Origin of the sequence: Parasphingomonas zepuensis, from assembly GCF_036663735.1 — a bacterium.
Lineage (GTDB): Bacteria > Pseudomonadota > Alphaproteobacteria > Sphingomonadales > Sphingomonadaceae > Sphingomonas.
This window is the reverse complement of sequence record NZ_JAXOJO010000004.1, coordinates 76,750-93,046: the sequence shown is the minus strand read 5'-3', so window position 1 is coordinate 93,046 and position 16,297 is coordinate 76,750. Positions and strand designations below refer to the sequence as shown.

Sequence of the window (16,297 nt, the reverse complement as noted above, 5' to 3'; positions counted from 1 at the left end):
GCCTGCATGATTCTCCGTCGCTCCCATATGGAAACCCGCCCCGGACGCAGCATAGACTGGCCGACCCTGGCCGTGGCCGTGGCGATCTATGCCGGCTGGATCGCCGCGACGACATGGCACGCGTCGCTCCCGATGCCCCTTCTTGTCCTCATCGGCGGCTGGCTCGTCGCGTGGCACGGATCCTTGCAGCACGAGACGATTCATGGTCACCCGACCGGCATCCGCGCGCTCGACGGAGCCATCGGTTTCGTGCCCCTGTCGTTGTGGCTCCCGTACCGGCTCTATCGCAGCAGCCATCTCGCTCATCATGCCAGCCCGGCGATCACCGATCCGCACGCGGATCCGGAATCTCGTTATGTCGACCGACGCGGCGGCCTCGCCTGGCTGGCCGCCCGACTTCAATCGACCTTGCCGGGCCATTTGGTGTTCGGTCCACCAATCGCGATCGCCAGATTCGCCGTGCAGGAGAGCAGGCGCTTCCGATCAGTGCCGCTGCAGGTACTGCGCGACTGGCTGCCGCATCTGGTCGCAGTCGGGCTGCTGCTCCTGTGGCTCGATCATGTCGGGCTCGGCCTCACCCGCTACGTCCTGCTCTTCGTCTATCCCGGCATGGCGCTCACCAACCTGCGTTCCTATGCCGAGCACCGCGCGGACGTAGCGACCAGCGGTCGCGCGGCGACCGTCGACCGGGGTGGCCTGCTCGCCCTGCTGTTCCTCAACAACAACCTCCACGCCGCGCATCATGAACGGCCGGGTCTCCCCTGGTATCGGCTACCGTCCTATCATCGCACGCATCGGGCGCGCCTGATCGGGCACGGTGCCATCCTTTACGGCGGCTATGGCGAGATCATTCGCCGTTTTCTCTTCGCTGCTCACGACGCCGTGCTGCACCCTCAACACCAAGGCAAAAAAGCTTGAGAACCAGCGTCGCCTCGCTCGGCATGTATGATCATGCAAGCCAGCGCGAGGCAAATGACCGCCTTTGGAGCGCGATCGCGCGCATCCTGCGCGACCGCCGCGTCGCCGGCGTACCGAACCGGCTAGAGCGCGGGCGTTCGGTACAGGACGGCTGGCATGATCCCGACCTGCTGTTCGGTCAGATTTGCGGATTTCCGCTCGTCACCGATTCATCGCTTGCCCTGCGCGTGCTGGCGCTTCCGGTCTATGATGCGCCGGGCTGCGGTGATGCCCTGCACCGCAGTTTCCTCGTCACCCGTAAGGGTGATGCGGACACGCTCGAGGCCTATCGCGGTCGCCGTGCCGCGATCAACGATCGCGGCTCAAACACCGGCATGAACCTGTTTCGAGCAAAGGTCGCCCCGCTCGCCGGCGGCGGCAGCTTTTTCGGCGACGTGCGGGAGACCGGCGCCCACCGGCAAAGCCTCAGCGCGATCGTCATGGGAGAGGCGGACATCGCCGCGATCGATGCGGTAACCTTCGCCGCGATCAATCGCGCCGAGCCTGAACTGACCGCCTCCCTACAGACGATCGGCACGACGGTCGCCTCCGCGACACCCCCCTTCGTGACGGCGCGCACAACCAGCATCGAGACGGTAGCGGCGCTCCGCATGGCGCTCGCCGATGTCGCTGCCGATCCGGGCCTCGCGGACGTCCGGGCCGCGCTGTTCCTCGCTGATATCGTGCCCGGCGGTGCCGATCGTTTCACGCCGCTGCGGGCGCTCGAGACCGACGCCGCGATCGCCGGCTATCCGGAATTGCGCTGACCCGGGAGGACCGAAGTGACGGAAAGGTCCGCTTTGCGCCCAATGATCCCCACCTGCTCTCGCGAAACGGGGATGCCCATCGCCATGCTGGTGCCAGTTTGACCGGCGGCTCCGCTCCCAAAGACTATTATGCCCGGCGCGACCACGGCGTCGCAGCCATACGCCAGACGTCGAACAAAAAAAGGGCCAGCTCCGAAGAGCCGGCCTTGAAAGTTTTAGGAGAGGATGCCTGAAAGGCGCGATCCTTGTGCAGCGCAGCATCGCGCCGCGCAAGTGCGAAGGATGAATTCCCAGTTGCTCGATATGCAATCGAGCATGGCAACCCGAGCGGCGTGCTTGACTCCAGCGCGCGCCGGATATCATATAGGAAATATGACCCCAAGAAGGGGCGAAAGGAGAGGGCAATGCAGCGCGTCTCGTCTCAGGAGAGCAATCTTGCCCAGCCCGTCAGTTGGAAGGGCGGTAGGGTACAGGTCGCCGTGCATAGCCGCATTCCCAATTCCATGCTGGAAGCCAGGGAACTCGGCCCGCTGCTGTTGATTCAGATGCGATGCGGATCAGCTACCCTGTCGCGCCCCGATGGGAGGATCAACCCGGCCGAGCGGCAATCGACCTTCATGCTGCTATTGTCGGGCCAGGCCACGCTCTCGCATTATGGTCATCAGATTGTACTGACTCCCGGAGACATGGCCCTTTACGATCATAGCGCCGCTTACGCAGTTCATTTCGAACAGACCACTCAAGTCATCATGGTACGCGTGAATTCGAGCACGATCCGCGACCTGTTCCCGACGCCCGACAATTTTTACGGACAACTGATTCCGGGCAATGTCGGCCTGACATCCACCGCGATGGCGATGGCGGTCGATCTCGCGCACAAGATGAGCAGCGATTGCAATCTGCAATATCAGGAACGTGCCGCTCGTCATTTACTGGATGTCTTGGCCACCTGCTATGCGGAAACGATGGATGAATCGTCCGCCTCGTCTCTTATGGCGGGGCGTTTCTGGAAGGTCCGGTTGTTTATCGAAGAAAATCTGCGCGATCCCTCGCTCAGCCCTTCGGTCATTGCCGAGCGCTTGAAATTGTCCGATCGCTATCTCCGCATGATCTTCGCGATCAGTGATGAAGCGCCGTCCGCCTATATATTGCGCCGGCGACTGGAAGAATGTGCCCGTCAGCTGGGTGACGAGCGGTGGCATGGCCGGTCGATCACGGACATTGCCTTCAGCTGGGGTTTCAACAGCGCTCCGCATTTCACGCGCACCTTCAGGCATCGTTTCGGGACATCGCCCAGCGAATATCGGCAGCAGCATAAGGCGACATCGCACGTGGCACCGGCAGCGAAACGAGACGTGATGGCGGTTGAGTGTGGCTGAGTCCGAAACGGCGCCGCAGCCGCCGGCTATCGAAGGCATCCACCATCTGAAATTCGCGGTGGCAAATCCGGAACGGTCCCTTGCCTTCTATGAGGCCGTGTTCGGTGCACAGCGCATGCCTGCGGCCGACCACCGCGATGCGGACGGGCGGATCTATGCGTATATCTGCGATGTCCCCGGGTTCGGCACCAAGCTCGATCTTCGCCTGAGCGAAGAGCATGCACAGGCAGCGCGGCGTTTCGACCCGATCACGCTCAACATAGCCGACCGCGAAACCCTCGGGGCGTGGGTCAGGCATCTCGATACACTGGGCGTCGCCCATTCCGGCGAGATCGTGACGGCGCTCGCCTTCATGCTCGTCCTGGAGGATCCCGACGGCCGCCGTATCCGGCTGTACACCCGGGAAAAGCATGGCCCGGAAATCGCGGGCCAGAAAGACCATCCCTGGATGCAATTATAAGAGCACGATCGGCCGCCGTATCGCCTGTCGGAAAAGCGCGCTGGCCATGGCACCGAAAGTGCCACAGCCAGCTTGCCATAAATGGTTCGCCCCACCGGGCAGCGGGGCGGCTTTAGCGGGCACCCGCCACCGTTATGTTGGCGCCAGCGACATAGGATGCCGCGTCCGACACCAGGAACATCACCGCTGCGGATACTTCGGATGGCTGGCCCACACGCTGCATCGGCAGCCCTGCGGCGATCCGCTCGAGCTTGCCGGGAACGTGAATGTCCGTGGCGATGGGCCCCGGGGAAACGGCGTTCACGCGAATGCCCATGGCCCCGACTTCCCGCGCGAGCCCCATGGTAAGGCTGTCGATCCCGCCCTTGGAGGCAGCGTACCAGACATGCTCGCCCGGTGCGCCGTAGAGCGCCGCGCGGGAGGAAATGAGCACGATCGAGCCGCCCTGCCCGCCCAGCGTGGTCGCCATGCGCCGGATCGCCTCGCGCGAGCAGATCAGCGCTCCGGTCAGGTTGACGTCGATGACGCTGGCGAGCGTTTCGTCCGTCGCGTCGAGCAGCCCGGATGACGGCCCGACGATCCCGCCATTATAGACGAGCACGGCAAGGCGGCCGAGATCGTCGGCAACGGCGAACAGACGCCTGATGTCCTCGGCCCTGGCGGTGTCCGCCTGGATCGCCGTCGCCTGCCCTCCTCGCGCGTGAATGTCATCGACGACCGCCTCGGCCAGATCGGCCCTGCCGGCATAGGTCAGCAATACTTGATAGCCGGCGGCGGCCGCCTCGGCGGCAATCGCGGCGCCGATGCCGCGACTGCCGCCGGTGACGATGAAAACGGGCAGATCATTGCCAGCGGTCATGCAGACAAAGTCCTTCGGATGATGAGCCGGATCGGCATCATTTGCCCTTCAGGCGCTTGGTCGCGATGCGGCACCCTTCCGCCATGGCGGAGAGCTTCGCCCAGACGATCTCCTCATGCCCGACGCGCGAGCCGATGCCGCAATCCGTTCCGGCATGGAGGTTTTCCATGCCGACCAGCTTCGCGTAATTCACCAGCCGCTCCGCGACGAGTTCGGGATGTTCGACGAGATCGGTATAGTGGCCGACCACCCCCGGCGCGATGATCTTGCCGTCCGGCAGCTTCAACTCCTCGAAGATGCGATATTCATGGGCATGACGGGGGTTGCTCGCCTCGAAGGAGTAGGTCTGGGCATTTACCTTGAACAACAGGTCGGCGATATGTTCGAACCCGATGTCATGGACATGCGGGCGATGCCCGCTGCCCCAGCACATATGGAAGCGGACCTGTTCCTCCGGCAGCCCTTCGAGCGCATGATTGATGACCTCGACGCAGAACCGCAGATAGTCGCGATACTCTTCCACGCTCCAGTCCGGATGGAACATCCAGGCGGTGGCGAATTCCGGCTCGTCGACCTGGACGATCAGCCCGGCATCCGTGATGGCCTTATATTCTTCACGCATGGTGGCGGCGACCGCCATCATGTAATCGCGCTCATCGCGATAATGGAGATTTCGCGTCCCCGCGCCGAGACTGAGCGGGCCGAGCGCGGCGATGAAGCCATCGGTGCCGTCGCGTCCGACCAGCGCCTGCTTCAGCGCGGCGATATCCTTCTGGATGGCATCCTGCCCTATATAGGTGACCGCGCCGTCGCAGATCGATTCCTTGGTCGGCCGTTTAGGAACGAAACCCGGCGTCGAGAAGCCGGGGCGGACCGGGCCGCCGGAACCCGCAAACCAGAGCCCGGATTCGTAAAATCCGGGAAAGTCGCGACGGTCGCGCTCGGCGACGAAGGCGCGCTTCGGCTCCACGTCTTCGGGCCGCTCGCGCGTACCGAAGCCGGTGATCCGCGCCTGAATATAGCCCACATAATGGCCCATATTCGCGGCTTTCACATATTCGCCGTCGTTGACGATATCGACGCCGCATTCGATCTGCTTGTCGACCACCCACTGCACCGCGACGGGCAGGCGCTTGTCGATGGCAGGCCGATTATTGTCCGCATCACTCAGCAGGGCGTCCAGATCGGCCGGCCGGGGAAGGTTGCCGCCGTGGCTGCTCAGAATATGGTCCGTTGAACGCCGCATGATCGATCTATCTCCTTGGAAGGACGCGGCAACTCTGAAGGAGCCGCCGCGCCGGATTCAGAATTGTTTCGTGACTTTGAGATACCATTCTCGCGGCGCGCTCGGCTGACCCGCAGTGCTGGCGAAAGCGATATTGTTGTAGATGAAGAAGTTCTTGTAATAGAACTTGTTGAACAGGTTGGTGGCGCCGAGCGCGACCGAAAGATCATATTTGTCGTTCTGATAGGTCAGCCGACCGTTGAACACTGAATATGGACTTTGGAAGAAGCTCGGGTCGACGGCGTCGAACGGGACGCTGCCGGTATAGAACCAGTCCAGGCGCGGGGTGATGGATCCATCGAGTGCCGAGGCGGGTACCTTGTACTGGATGCCGCCGCTGACGGTCCATTCCGGAATGCCGATCCCGACTGCGGTGAGGCGATCGGTGATGCGTCCCGGCGCCCGCAGATCGGGCGAGGTGAAGCGCGTGTAACCAACCGAGCCATTGATCGACAGTCCGTCGATCGGCCGCGCCTCCAGTTCAAGCTCGAACCCCTTCGCCTTGCCCGGCGTGTTGATGAAGAAGGTCCGCCCGATGCACTGCACACCTGGCCCTGCTGCGGCTTCAGCGGTTGTCTGCGTACGACAACTGGTGACGCCCTGGCCGTTCGCCGTATCGGGAATGACCACCTGAGTGCCCGCGACGGCCCCACCGCCGGCCGCCAGCTGAGCCTCCTGGCCGCTGACGGAGGTGATGCGCGTATTATAGTCGGTGTAGAAGGCAACGGCGTTCACGCGCAGCCGCCTGTCCAGCAGGTCCGTCTTCAGCCCGATTTCATAGGCGCGGGTGCGATCCCCCGGATATTGAACGGTTTGCGTCGGCTGCAACGGCCGGCCGTTGAAGCCAGGCGCCTGTGACCCGGTCGATGCCGAAACATAGACCATCGTATCCGTCGTCGGGTGGTAATTGAGGCCCGCCTTCCAGTCGAAGCGGCTTTCCTCAGGCGTCACATTGAAGGTCAGGTTCTGGGAAAAATTCGGGTTGGTCGGATCGCGATCATCCAGATTTGAATAACGAACGACCTTCTTGTCGTTGGAGTAGCGGGCGCCCACTACCACTTCCAGCTTGTCCAACGGGCGAATGGTCGCATTGGCGAACACTGCCTTGCTGGTCGGATCGTAAGTCGTGTTCTGGTATTTCAGGTAGCCGTTCCAGGGCGAATAAGTAACGGCGCGATTGCGGCCATCGCCATGAAACAGGAATGCGCCGGCAACCCAGTCGAGCCAGCCATGCCGGCCGGACAGCCGTGCTTCCAGATTGTAATAGCTTTCCGTGATGGTCGCGATCGTATGCTCCTGCACTAACGGCGAACCGTCAGTGTCGAACGCATGGGTATCCTTGAAATCGCGATAGCCCAGGATACCGTTGAATTCGATGTCGGAGCCGAGGTCGACGGACAGCTTGCCCGACACGCCCCAGTTCACGACATCGATGCGCGGGCTGTAGCAAACGCCGCCATGGTTCGGATTGCCGTTATAGAATGTGCTGCCGCTGATGATCGTGCCGGCGCCGATCGGGTCGCAGTAGCTGGCATAGGTCGAATAACGATCACCCGTCAGGAAGCGATTGTCATAGGCCACGCCAAGCAGGTTGGGCTGGCCCACCCATGACGCGCGCGTTGCGGCACGCGTCGCGTTGACGGCGATCAGCGTGTCGGCGACATTCTCCGATTGATCCCTGATATAGTCCGAGCTGATGACGAGGCTGATGCCCTCGCTGGGCTGGATCTTCAGCGCGCCGCGGATTGCGCGGACATCCTCTCCACCCAGGCTGCCGACCTTGCAATCCGTCGGCTGGTTGTTTGGGAAGCGCGCCAGCAGCTGGTCGCTATAGGGGACCCGGCCGGCCAGTGCGGGCGTGCCGTTCGCTTCCATCTGGCAACGAAAATCGAGCCGTTTGACGAAGCCGTCGCGCCGTTTCGAAAGAAGCGCCAGCGACAGGCCGACCTTGTCCTCGATCAGCGGGACGTTGAGGCCTGCGCGGAAATCGCGCCGGTTATAGGCGCCGACCGTTGCCTCCAGATAACCGGACGCTTCCGTTAGGCTCGGTTGCTTGCTGACCAGATTGACTGCGCCGGCAAGGGCGTTGCGGCCGAACAACGTGCCCTGCGGCCCGCGCAGCACTTCCACATGATCGAGATCGAGCAGATCGAAATTGGCGCCCAGCAACAGCGGATAATAAACGTCGTCGATATAGAAGGCGACGGCGGACTCACCGGCCAGGCTGGTGTCGCGTGAACCAATGCCGCGAATATAGGTGGTGACGCCGGGGCCGAACGCGCCCTGGGCGCGCGCGAAGGTCGCATTGGGCACGATCTGCGAAAGCTCGGCCGCTGACTGAATGCCGCGCACGGCGAGCGTTTCCGATGTCACTGCGGTGATCGCGAGCGCCGTGTCCTGAACATTGGTCGGCTGGCGCGTCGCCGTCACGACAATGTCCTCGATGCCGCCTGCCGCACTCTCCTGATCGGGTTGATCGGCCGGCGGCTGTTGCTGCGCATGAGCGCTCGCGCTCGCAAGAATAAGTAACGAGGCGGCAGCAGCGCCGCGTCTCCCGGTAAAACTTTTCATAACCCCTCCTCTGGCCATCTTCTGTGTCTCAGGCGTTCGACCTTATGGAAGGCGCGGCGGGCCATCTTAACTGCGTCGGAAGTTTGCGTTGCGCATTCGCCGCACGGCCACGACCATGCTTGATACGATGCGCAAAGCCCTACAGCATGCTGCGGCAAGCGTGACCCGTCGGCGAGACCGGGCAGAAACACCGCGCAGCATGAGGACGTCCCATGAAAATCATCGGCTGCGCGGTAAGCGCCGTATCCGTCAATTTCGAAGGCGTGATGGCGGGGACGCACGTCGTCCTGCGACTGCGCACCGACACCGATCTCGAGGGCATCAGCTATGTCAGCCGGGTGAACCCGCGAACCATGAAGCCTCTGGTGCTGCTGATCGAGGCCCTGGTCGAGAGCCTCATCGGCCAGCCGGCGGATACGGAGGCAGTCTACGCACGTCTGTTCAAGCCGGTATTGGGGGCGCCGATCAGCGGTCTGGAATTGCGGGCCGCGAGCGCGATCGACGTCGCCTTGTGGGACATAAAGGGAAAAGCCGCAGATCAGCCATTGTGGAAGCTCATGGGCGGCTATCGTGACCGCGTGCCGATCTCGGCCAATTGGCGCCTGATGCCCGGCCCCGCGCCGGAGGTAATCGCCGCGCATCTCGAAGACCTGGTCGGCCGGGGCTTTCGCGCGGTGAAATGCCCCGTCGGCTTCGCACCGTTGCAGACCGCGATCGACCATGTCCGCTTCGTGCGGTCCTGTGTCGGGCCGGATATCCGCATCATCGTGGACGGCAATTTCCAATGGTCGATGAAGGATGCGATGCATTTCGCGCGAGAGACGGAGGCGCTCGACCTTTACTGGATCGAGGATCCTGTGCCGTACCGTGACTATGCTGGCATGGCGCAGGTGACGAAAAGCGTGAAGCAGCGCGTCTGTGCCGGGGAAGTGTTCCAGCAACTCCATGAATTCCGCTGGCTGATGGAACGGGGTTGCAGCGACTATGTCATGATCGATCAGGATCTTGGCCTGACCGGTTTCCTGAAGGTCGCGCACATGGCGGAGGCCTATGGCCTGCCGGTGGTGAACCATCTCGCGCCGGAAGTGCTGAGCCACGCGATTGCCGCGCTGCCCAACGGGCTGATCGTCGGGCTGGTACCGTGGGGCCAGCCGCTGTTCACCGAACCGATGAAAGTGGAAGACGGCGATCTGATCATGCCGAACGGGCCCGGCCTGGGCCTGATATTCGACGAGGATGTGCTGCAGCGCTGCCGGGTCGGCTAGGGGATCAGGGCCGCGATCGTGTTGATGCGGTACTGCGTGGCGACACCGGCATCGTCACAGGCAATCGTCTCGTCCTGAACGAGCCGCGCTGCCCGGATATGGAGTTTTGCCTGCCGCTGCGCGTCGCTTGCATGGGCGCCGAAATCCATGCGGCCGTCGCCCATCAGCGTAAAGGGATAGAGCGTGCCGGGCCGGTGAAAGTCGCCGACGCGGCCAAAGGCGGGATAGGGGCCGGTGCTGATGTTCGTCTCGTCGTCGACGGTAAGATCGAGGATGATCTGCCGCGCTTCGGCTGCATCCCCCTCGGCATCTAGCGGGACCAATGTAACGCGCTGCCATCGAACCATTTTCAAATTCCCATGATCAGAGCGGGCGCCGTCCTGCCGCCCAGTCGATACCGCGCCGGATCAGTTCCCGATAGACCGGAAGATCCCATGGGCCGCGATGATCGGGCTGGTCGGGACGATCCGGAAACGGCTTGTCATAGGGCCGGTTGGCATGGCCCAGCGCGAGATACAGCACGCCGCCCGCGCCGACCCGCCGGCGGTACATCAGCGGCCAGTCCCGCTCTTCCATCTGACGGCCGCCAAAGGCCTCCCCGCCCCAGCGGGTGTGGAGCAGCACCTCGATATCGTCGCGCATGGTTTCGATGCAGTAGAGTTCGTCATCGATCTCGAACGGGGCGATCCCTTCCAGCAGGGGATCACCGGGCCGGGTGATTTCCACGGGAAAACACCGATAGGGCGGATGCGTGATAAACCGCGTGCCCAGGATCTGCGGCATCACCTGATTGTCCAGGACCGAATTGCTCGCATGCAAGGCGAACCACCGCCCCCCTCGTTCCAGATATTCGAGGATCGCGGCGGAGGCCGAGCCCGACACCGGCACCTGCGACGTATAACTGACCAGCAGGTCGCCGCCCGATATGGCGGCGCAATTCTCATAGTCCTGGAAGCAATCGGCGCGGATGTGGCCCGCGTCGTAAACCGCCTGGGCAAGGCGGATACGCGCGAAATCGAAATCATGGTTGCGGTGCGGGCTGCCGCAGACGAGGTTGGCGATCAGCGGCGCGGCCATCGGATCAGCTGACGCGCCGGAATTTCTGGATCTGGTGATCGATACATTCCTCATAGGCGATACGCTTGAAGCCGGCGCCGAAGGAAACCGAGACTTCGGCTACATAGAGGCTGCCCGTCGAATCGATCGCCAGCGCGTGCGGTGCGATGAAATTGCCCGGCGCCGAGCGGTTCTGGCTGTCCGCGCCCCAGCGCGCCACGACGTCGCCCTCCGGGCTGAATACCGAAACACGCCCCGGCAGGTCGTGCTCGGCAAAGCCGTGAGTGAAGGAGCCCTGCCCCTTCTCCAGCGGCCGCCACAGCTCGGAGACATAGATGAGACCATCCTTGTCGACGGCGATATCGGTCGGCCGGAGCACGTCGGTCCACATGGTGAGGAACCTGCCTGAGCGGTCGAAGAACTGCAGCCGGTCATTCTCCCGGTCGCAGACGATGACATTCTCCTGGTTGTCGAGCGCAATGCCGTGCGGAAGGTGGAACTCGCCCGGCCCCGTTCCGACATCGCCCCAACTGTTGATCAGCTTGCCGTCGGGCGAGAAGTGATGAATCCGCGCATTGCCGTACCCGTCGGCGACGAACATGTCGCCGTTTCCGGCGATGCAGACGTTGCAACAGCAGTTGAACGGGCCCGCCGACCGCTCGACGAATTCATTGTGATGGATTTCCGCCTTCCGGCCCTTGATCGAGCCGTATCCGGTGTCGGTGACCTGCTTCGGTTCACCGAGCATCCATTTGAAATTGCCGTCGAGATCGAAGACCCGGATCACGCTGTCCTGATCGTCCGTGCAATAGACCAGATCGTCATGGATGGTGATGCCATGGGCGCGATTGAACACCCCATCGCCCCATTTGCTGAGGAAATTGCCGTCCGAATCATAGACCATGACTCGTTCGCCCTTGCGGGTGTGAAGATAGACGCGATCCTGTGAATCGCAGGCGACGCCGGCGACGTCCTCGTGGCTGAATTCATCGCCGGCCGGACATTTCTCCCAACCGGGCACGAGTTCGAAACGAACCGACTTGTTCGACATGCAATACTCCCGAAACATTATCGCCTTCGCGGTATCGGACCGCGGCTGCAGGGTTTCTCTCTGCCACCATTACGTGGCCGTCTCTTGATCCGGCCGGAAAATGAACCTGCTCGGCACGGCATGGTCAGCCGCAAAATGCGGACGCTAGAGCGGGATGACATCGCGTGGAATCGGCTTCCCTCTCCGTTCGTTTCGAGCGAAGTCGAGAAACCGCCAAGCAGCCCTCCACCAATGTTTCTCGACTTCGCTCGAAACGAACGGGTCTAGCTAAAGTCATACCGATCTAGAAGAAGTGGCCAACGAGCTCGGTATGTTCGACGACCGGCGTCTCGACGAAATACGGGCCGGCGAGCGCGCGCCATTGCCTGAAGCCCTCCGATTCCCGGAACATCACCATATGGTGATCGACGCTATCCCAGCGTACGCGCAGGCGGTATCGGGCGGGGTCCTCGATCACCCGTTCCAGTTCCATGCCATGACACCCGGTTGCGAGCCGCAATATCGCCGATGCTTTGGAAACGGCCGCTTCGAAAGCGGCGGCGTTCGCCGGGTCAATGGTGAGATGGGCAATTTCCGTGATCATGAGCCTGGCTTTCTGTGACGCAGCGACGGACGACATCTGCCTCCCGCTTTTGGCATGGGCTTGTCTGGATCGGAAAATTGCCCTGCCTCTGTCGGGCGTATGACATGCGGCCGTCAGGATACCGGGCTGGGCATCTGCAACTTCCGGTCAGGTTAAGCACCGGCAACGGGGCCATGGCACATCTCCCCTCATGGAGATGATCATCACGAATGCACCGCGATGACCGTGGCCGGAGCGCAATACGAACATCGTTGGACAGGGAGTTCCCGGTCCAAGGCATGAGACGGCGCTCCGACGCGTCATCGTCGCGAACGGCGAAGTGTTCATCCGGCATCAGGAAGGATCGTTGTTGACCATCAAGGCAGATACCGGCGGCGTGTCGCAGGATATAGCGGCGGGGCCCGGCGCGGGCACTATCGGCGAACCCTGGCCCAGCGCCGGTCGGGCGAACTATTCGCTGTTTGTCCTCACGATCGTCGTGCTGTTCACGGTCGTCGATCGTCAGGTGCTGGCACTGATGATCGAGCCGGTGAAGCAGGATTTCGGCATATCCGATACCCAGGCGGCCCTTCTGCTCGGCGCTGCCTTCTCGCTCACCTACGCCATTGCCGGCCTGCCGATCGCGCGCATCGCCGACACGCGGAACCGGCGGAATCTCGTCGCGATCTGCATTGCCTTCTGGAGCGCGGCGACCATGGCCTGCGGGCTCGCGCAGAATTATACGCAGCTGTTCCTGGCCCGCCTGGGCATCGGCGTGGGCGAGTCCGGCTATGGGCCGGCGACCTGGTCCATCATCACGGATTCCTACCCGCGCGAAAAAGTCGCCTTCGCCACCGGCGTGCTGGCGATCGGCGCGACGGCCGGCACTGGCCTCGCGCTGTTCATGGGCGGAGCAGTGCTGGGCCTGGTCGAGCACCTCCCGGCGGTCTCGCTTCCGTTCGGCGGCGTGATGCGGCCGTGGCAATGGGCGTTCATGATCGTCGGCGCGCCCGGCCTGATCTGGGCGCTTGTCGTCCTGACCACGCACGAGCCGGTGCGGCGCGGCCTCGTGGCCGGCCAGGCTCGCACGAGCGTACCGGTCAGAGACGTAGCCAAGTTCATGATGGATGACTGGCGCGCCTATCTTGCCGTCATCGGGGGCCTCGCCATGAAGCTCCTGATGATCATGGGCATCTCGCAATGGATGCCGACGCTCTACCATCGCCAGTTCGGCTGGGCGCTGGCCGATGTCGGCCTGATCTCCGGCGGAATCGCCATGGTGATCTCGCCGATCGCGCTCATTCTCGGCGGCAAATTGTCGGAACGGTGGATGAGGCAGGGGAAAGCCGACGCCAATCTGCGCATCGTGTTTTATGGCCTGCTCATTGCGGTGCCCTGCTTCACCGCCGCACCGCTGATGCAGAATGCATGGCTTGTCCTGACCCTGCATTCGATCGCCATCTTCATCGGGGCGATGGGATCCGGCCCCGCGATCGCCGCCTTCCAGCTGATCACGCCGAACCCCATGCGCGCTCAGGTGAGTTCGGTCAGCCAGTTCTGCACCAATGTCATCGCCTTCGCGCTGGGCCCGCTCATCGTCGCCCTGCTGACCGATTTTGTCTTCGATGACCCACAGCAGCTGAAATATTCGATCTCGCTCTGTTCGGCCATCCTCGGGCCGGCAACGATCCTGCTGACCTGGCAGGGTCTCAAGCCCTACGCCCGCAGCTTCGAGCGTGCCTCGCGCGAATTCGTGCACTGATGCACTCCCTCCCCAGCCATTGCCGGAGTCTTTCGATGCCCCCCATCGAGTCAATCGAGATCATCGACGCCCAGATCCACGAACCTTTCCCCGGCACCAGATTGCCCGAGGACGACATGCCGATGCTCAGCCGCTTCCAGGTCGAGCTGGCGCGTGAAGCGCTGGACGCGATCGGTGTCGATATCGCGCTCGCCGTTACCGACGACGCGTTCATCGAGCTCGCGCATCAGCTTTACCCCCATCGCTTTCCCGGGGTGCACACCTTCTTCCCGATCGTGCCGGATTTCGCACCCGGCGTCAGGCGGATCGCGGCGAATCCGGCGATGGTCGCCGGACGCGCGCTGATCGGCAATTTCCTGACTGCCGAGATGCGGCCCGAGTTCGACGCCGGTGCGTTTGATTCCCTCTATGCGACGGCGGCAGAGGTCGGGCTGCCGATCTTCAATTCGACTCATGGCGGTTGTGCCCGAATGGCCGGTATCGCCGAACGCCATCCGGATCTGACCCTCATCATCGACCATATCGGCGTCGCTCAGCACCCGGTATCGCCCCCGGAAACCATGTCCTGGCGGACGTTTCCCGATCTGCTCGAACTCGCGCGCTACCCCAACGTCGCGGTAAAGCTCTGCGGCGGGCCGCTCTTGTCCAACCTGCCGTTTCCCTTTGAGGACATCTGGCCCAGGCTCGAACAATTGTTCGCGGCCTTCGGCTTCGAGCGGGTGATGTGGGGCAGCGACTATACCCGGATGCGGACCGCCAACCTGCCCCGCGGAGAGCGCCCGCGCCAGCGCGGCCTGTCCTATGCGGATAGCCTGAATTATCTGCTGCGCAGCGAGCGCATCGGCATCGAAGACAAGCGCATGCTGTTCGGGGGCACCGCGCGGCGCTTGCTCAATCTGCCCGCCATCTCGTCGGAATGGGGCGTGCCAGCGATGCGCTGGTAACGGCCATGACGGACGCGGAAACCCTTCTGGCGCAGATCGACGACGCATGCCGGCGTCTGAAGATCGCGCAGACCACTTTCGGGCGCCACGCGGTTAACGACGGCAAGTTCGTCAATCGCCTGCAGCAGGGCGGTCGGGTCACCGTCCAGACGGTCGAGCGGGTCCACGAGTTCATCGCGAAACAGGGCGGGCCATCGGCGACTCACCTCCGCTCGGCCATATTGAGCGGCAAGGCTGTCCAGGCCGAGCGAGCCTTTCGCTTCTACGACAATCGTCAGAAATATCTGATGTTCGTCAACACCTCGTCGGAAAAGCAGGAGATCGCCAACCGCGCTCTCCAGCAGCTCGCCTTTTCGCAGCCGGAGCCCCCCGCCATTCGCCTGTTCGACGGCGGCGCCGGCGACGGCACCGCCCTTGCCCGCCTGCTGCGGGGCGCGCACCGGCGTTATCCCTGGCTTCCCTTCTATGTCGTCGCGAAGGAAATAAGCATCGAGAATGTTCGCTTGATGCTGGAGCGAATGCCGGACAGGTTCCAGGAACATCCGGCGACGGTTCTGGTGGTGACGAACCTCGCTTATTCCGAGGCGCCCTGGCTCAATCCGGAGTCGCCGATCGCAGCCGACCGCCTGGTGTGGCGCGAGGTCGCGCTCGAAGGCACGACCGCGGGCGATTTTGAAGAATCGATTGCTGCGCTTCACCCGTTTCTGGAACGCAACTGGCAGGTAAAGGTCAGCAAAAGGACCGGCCACCCGCTCCCCGACACCCCTGCCGTTCTGGTCATTTACCGTCGCGACAACCGCTTCGCGCTCGATGCGGTGATTCCGCGCAGAGGCCAGGCCCGCGCCGATTTCGATTTCGTGCTCCTATCGCAGCCCTATAGCGCGCGCGCCGCGCTGAGATTCAAGGCCGAGCGGATCGTCGCGCCGCTCGTCCGCGCGCTCCGCCCCAATGGCCGGCTGATGGGGGTCCATTCCTATGGCGGGGATCCCGGCATGGAATTGATCAGGGCAATCTGGCCCGAGGAAGACCCGTTCGTCGACAAGCGTGATGACCTGATGCGTTCCGTGCGGGACGCGCTCGGCAGCGCAGCGCGCAACTATCATGTGCACGATCTCACCGATGAAGAGGCGTTGTTCCGGTACAGTATCCGGACTCTGTCGACCGAGATCGACCCGGAATCGGATATCGGATCATCGACCCTGATCGCTGCCTGGAATGCAGCCAGCTACGTCGCCCAGATCGAGGATTCCCGGCTCTCAACCGCGATGAATGGCGACAAATATATGGACGCGACCCGAAGCGTCCTGCGCAACCATGGCGGGCTGTGGTTCAACAACGAAACCTATATCGTCTCACGAAAGGCAGAAGTCTGATAATGC

The 16,297-nt window shown here is 62.8% G+C and carries 15 protein-coding genes; 8 read left to right on the top strand and 7 right to left on the bottom strand.

Features of this window, described 5'->3' with window-relative positions:
* Positions 1–27 precede the first annotated feature (27 nt).
* The 4 genes from U1769_RS15565 (at position 28) to U1769_RS15550 (ending at position 3,563) form a co-directional block, all read left to right on the top strand.
* Positions 28–918: a fatty acid desaturase gene (locus U1769_RS15565; protein WP_332717789.1), complete on the top strand. Its 891-nt coding sequence runs from the start codon at positions 28–30 to the stop codon at positions 916–918.
* On the top strand, positions 915–1,724 hold the full coding sequence (locus U1769_RS15560) for a phosphate/phosphite/phosphonate ABC transporter substrate-binding protein (RefSeq protein ID WP_332717787.1): 810 nt from the start codon (positions 915–917) through the stop codon (positions 1,722–1,724). Before U1769_RS15565 ends, U1769_RS15560 begins: the two co-directional genes overlap by 4 nt.
* 404 nt (positions 1,725–2,128) lie before the next feature.
* Positions 2,129–3,103, top strand: a complete 975-nt coding sequence (locus tag U1769_RS15555; RefSeq protein WP_332717785.1) for a helix-turn-helix domain-containing protein — start codon at positions 2,129–2,131, stop codon at positions 3,101–3,103.
* Positions 3,096–3,563 (top strand): VOC family protein, encoded by a 468-nt coding sequence (locus U1769_RS15550; protein ID WP_332717783.1) that lies wholly within the window; start codon positions 3,096–3,098, stop codon positions 3,561–3,563. The genes U1769_RS15555 and U1769_RS15550 overlap by 8 nt, the downstream gene beginning before the upstream one ends.
* A gap of 112 nt (positions 3,564–3,675) precedes the next feature.
* On the opposite strand, the gene U1769_RS15545 is transcribed toward U1769_RS15550, so the two are convergent.
* The 3 genes from U1769_RS15545 to U1769_RS15535 are packed head-to-tail and all read right to left on the bottom strand — an operon-like array spanning position 3,676 to position 8,278.
* Complete coding sequence (locus U1769_RS15545) at positions 3,676–4,422, bottom strand: SDR family oxidoreductase (protein WP_332717781.1); 747 nt, start codon at positions 4,420–4,422, stop codon at positions 3,676–3,678.
* 37 nt (positions 4,423–4,459) lie between these two features.
* Positions 4,460–5,668, bottom strand: a complete 1,209-nt coding sequence (locus U1769_RS15540) for a cobalamin-independent methionine synthase II family protein (RefSeq protein WP_332717779.1) — start codon at positions 5,666–5,668, stop codon at positions 4,460–4,462.
* A gap of 57 nt (positions 5,669–5,725) precedes the next feature.
* Positions 5,726–8,278 (bottom strand): TonB-dependent receptor, encoded by a 2,553-nt coding sequence (locus U1769_RS15535; protein WP_332717777.1) that lies wholly within the window; start codon positions 8,276–8,278, stop codon positions 5,726–5,728.
* 212 nt (positions 8,279–8,490) lie between these two features.
* Between U1769_RS15535 and U1769_RS15530 the strand changes: the two genes are divergently transcribed.
* Positions 8,491–9,543, top strand: a complete 1,053-nt coding sequence (locus U1769_RS15530) for a mandelate racemase/muconate lactonizing enzyme family protein (RefSeq protein WP_332717775.1) — start codon at positions 8,491–8,493, stop codon at positions 9,541–9,543.
* On the opposite strand, the gene U1769_RS15525 is transcribed toward U1769_RS15530, so the two are convergent.
* The 4 genes from U1769_RS15525 to U1769_RS15510 form a co-directional block, all read right to left on the bottom strand.
* Positions 9,540–9,890, bottom strand: coding sequence for a hypothetical protein (locus U1769_RS15525; RefSeq protein WP_332717773.1), 351 nt, complete (start codon positions 9,888–9,890; stop codon positions 9,540–9,542). The two genes, U1769_RS15530 and U1769_RS15525, sit on opposite strands and share 4 nt — an antisense overlap.
* Positions 9,891–9,906: 16 nt before the next feature.
* Positions 9,907–10,620 carry a ThuA domain-containing protein gene (locus U1769_RS15520; protein ID WP_332717771.1) on the bottom strand — a complete coding sequence of 238 codons (714 nt, stop codon included), beginning with the start codon at positions 10,618–10,620 and terminating at the stop codon, positions 9,907–9,909.
* A 4-nt stretch (positions 10,621–10,624) separates the two neighbouring features.
* Positions 10,625–11,650 carry a 6-bladed beta-propeller gene (locus U1769_RS15515; protein WP_332717769.1) on the bottom strand — a complete coding sequence of 342 codons (1,026 nt, stop codon included), beginning with the start codon at positions 11,648–11,650 and terminating at the stop codon, positions 10,625–10,627.
* A gap of 283 nt (positions 11,651–11,933) precedes the next feature.
* Positions 11,934–12,269: an antibiotic biosynthesis monooxygenase family protein gene (locus tag U1769_RS15510; protein WP_332717767.1), complete on the bottom strand. Its 336-nt coding sequence runs from the start codon at positions 12,267–12,269 to the stop codon at positions 11,934–11,936.
* Positions 12,270–12,582: 313 nt separating this feature from the next.
* Here U1769_RS15510 and U1769_RS15505 point away from each other — a divergent pair, with 313 nt between their 5' ends.
* Genes U1769_RS15505 through U1769_RS15495 form a run of 3 tightly spaced genes read left to right on the top strand, consistent with a single transcriptional unit; the run spans position 12,583 to position 16,291 of the window.
* Positions 12,583–13,974: a spinster family MFS transporter gene (locus U1769_RS15505; protein ID WP_332717765.1), complete on the top strand. Its 1,392-nt coding sequence runs from the start codon at positions 12,583–12,585 to the stop codon at positions 13,972–13,974.
* A gap of 35 nt (positions 13,975–14,009) precedes the next feature.
* Positions 14,010–14,918, top strand: a complete 909-nt coding sequence (locus U1769_RS15500) for an amidohydrolase family protein (RefSeq protein ID WP_332717763.1) — start codon at positions 14,010–14,012, stop codon at positions 14,916–14,918.
* A complete protein-coding gene (locus U1769_RS15495; RefSeq protein WP_332717760.1) occupies positions 14,891–16,291 on the top strand; it encodes a hypothetical protein in 1,401 nt (466 codons plus the stop codon). The genes U1769_RS15500 and U1769_RS15495 overlap by 28 nt, the downstream gene beginning before the upstream one ends.
* The last annotated feature ends 6 nt before the right edge of the window (positions 16,292–16,297 follow it).

Bases quoted from the DNA above. Each gene is read 5' to 3' on its own strand.
- U1769_RS15495 (WP_332717760.1), top strand. From the start codon at position 14,891: ATGGGGCGTGCCAGCGATGCGCTGGTAACGGCCATGACGGACGCGGAA.
- U1769_RS15565 (WP_332717789.1), top strand. From the start codon at position 28: ATGGAAACCCGCCCCGGACGCAGCATAGACTGGCCGACCCTGGCCGTG.
- U1769_RS15515 (WP_332717769.1), bottom strand. From the start codon at position 11,650: ATGTCGAACAAGTCGGTTCGTTTCGAACTCGTGCCCGGTTGGGAGAAA.
- U1769_RS15510 (WP_332717767.1), bottom strand. From the start codon at position 12,269: ATGTCGTCCGTCGCTGCGTCACAGAAAGCCAGGCTCATGATCACGGAA.
- U1769_RS15535 (WP_332717777.1), bottom strand. From the start codon at position 8,278: ATGAAAAGTTTTACCGGGAGACGCGGCGCTGCTGCCGCCTCGTTACTT.
- U1769_RS15530 (WP_332717775.1), top strand. From the start codon at position 8,491: ATGAAAATCATCGGCTGCGCGGTAAGCGCCGTATCCGTCAATTTCGAA.
- U1769_RS15540 (WP_332717779.1), bottom strand. From the start codon at position 5,668: ATGCGGCGTTCAACGGACCATATTCTGAGCAGCCACGGCGGCAACCTT.
- U1769_RS15500 (WP_332717763.1), top strand. From the start codon at position 14,010: ATGCCCCCCATCGAGTCAATCGAGATCATCGACGCCCAGATCCACGAA.
- U1769_RS15545 (WP_332717781.1), bottom strand. From the start codon at position 4,422: ATGACCGCTGGCAATGATCTGCCCGTTTTCATCGTCACCGGCGGCAGT.
- U1769_RS15525 (WP_332717773.1), bottom strand. From the start codon at position 9,890: ATGGTTCGATGGCAGCGCGTTACATTGGTCCCGCTAGATGCCGAGGGG.
- U1769_RS15555 (WP_332717785.1), top strand. From the start codon at position 2,129: ATGCAGCGCGTCTCGTCTCAGGAGAGCAATCTTGCCCAGCCCGTCAGT.
- U1769_RS15520 (WP_332717771.1), bottom strand. From the start codon at position 10,620: ATGGCCGCGCCGCTGATCGCCAACCTCGTCTGCGGCAGCCCGCACCGC.